This window comes from Kitasatospora kazusensis (assembly GCF_039529945.1).
Lineage (GTDB): Bacteria > Actinomycetota > Actinomycetes > Streptomycetales > Streptomycetaceae > Kitasatospora > Kitasatospora kazusensis.
The window spans coordinates 1-1,285 of sequence record NZ_BAAANT010000130.1 but is presented as its reverse complement, the minus strand read 5'-3'; the positions used below and the strand labels follow the sequence as shown (position 1 = coordinate 1,285).

The 1,285-nt window shown below is 69.6% G+C and carries 2 protein-coding genes; both read left to right on the top strand.

The window, feature by feature from the left end:
- The first annotated feature begins 67 nt into the window (after positions 1 to 67).
- Entirely contained in the window at positions 68 to 376 is a 309-nt protein-coding gene (locus tag ABD330_RS32290; RefSeq protein WP_425555728.1) for a transposase, read from the top strand.
- Positions 373 to 1,245 (top strand): IS3 family transposase, encoded by an 873-nt coding sequence (locus ABD330_RS32285; protein ID WP_344469879.1) that lies wholly within the window; start codon positions 373 to 375, stop codon positions 1,243 to 1,245. Before ABD330_RS32290 ends, ABD330_RS32285 begins: the two co-directional genes overlap by 4 nt.
- Positions 1,246 to 1,285 lie beyond the last annotated feature (40 nt).

Genomic DNA, 1,285 nt, shown 5'->3' with positions numbered 1-1,285 from the left:
TGGGCTTGATCCGCTTTGACGGACACCTGAGATCAGGGGCTTCGGCCCCGGAAGGATGATGTCCATCATGGAGAGCATGGGGAAGAAGAAGCCGCGCCCTCGCCGCTCGTTCACACCGGAGTTCAAGACCGAGATCGTCGAGCTCTGCCGGCGCGGGGACCGCTCGGTCGGCCAGGTCGCCAAGGACTTCGACCTGACCGAGACGGCGGTGCGCGACTGGATCAGGCAGACCGAGGTAGATGCTGGCGAACGCGACGGCCTGACCAGCGGCGAACGTGAGGAACTGGCCCGCCTGCGGCAGGAGAACCGCCGCCTGCGGGAGGACGTGGACATCCTCAAGCGTGCTACGGCTTTCTTCGCGAAGGAGACCCGGTGACGGTGCACCCGTTCATCGAGGCGGAGAAGCAGGGCGGCCACAACGTCAAACGGGCGTGTGAGCTGCTGAAGGTCTCCCGTGCCGCCTTCTACGCCCGCCGCACCGCCGCACCCGGTCCCCGCGCAGTGCGCGACGCGGACCTGGCCGAGAAGATCGCCGAGGTCCACCAGACGTCGCGGGGCAGCTACGGCGCCCCGCGCATCCACGCCGAGCTCAAGCGCGGCGGCGACGAGTGCGGCCGCCGCCGGGTCGCCCGGCTGATGCGCCAGGCCGGCCTGCAGGGCCGGCACCGCAGACGAGCCCAGCGCACCACGACCCCCGACCCACGCGCCGCCACCCGGCCGGACCTGGTCCTGCGGGACTTCCGGCCCGACCCCACGGCCGTCGACACCCGCTGGTGCGGCGACATCACCTACATCCCGACCGACCAGGGCTGGCTCTACCTCGCCACCGTCATCGACATCGCCTCGCGCCGCGTCGTCGGCTGGGCCACCGCCGACCACCTGCGCACCGAACTCGTCGCCGACGCCCTGCGAGCTGCCTGCCACACCCGTCGGCCGGATGGCCCGGTAGTCTTCCACTCGGATCGTGGCTGCCAATACACCAGCCGTGAACTCGCTGATCTCGCAACCAAGTTCGGCATCCGGCTGTCGGTCGGCCGCACCGGGCAGTGCTGGGACAACGCGCTCGCCGAGTCGTTCTTCGCCACGCTGAAGCGGGAGTTGCTCGGCGACCGGCCGTGGCCCAGCCGAGCAGCGGCCCGGACCGCGATCTTCGAGTGGATCGAGAGCTGGTACAACATACGAAGGCTGCACAGCAGCCTCGGCTACCGCAGTCCCGCCGAGTACGAGAGCGTCCTCGCGGTCTGACCACCACACCGATGGTGTCCGTCAAAGCGGAGCAAGCTCA

Bases quoted from the DNA above. Each gene is read 5' to 3' on its own strand.
- ABD330_RS32290 (WP_425555728.1), top strand. From the start codon at position 68: ATGGAGAGCATGGGGAAGAAGAAGCCGCGCCCTCGCCGCTCGTTCACA.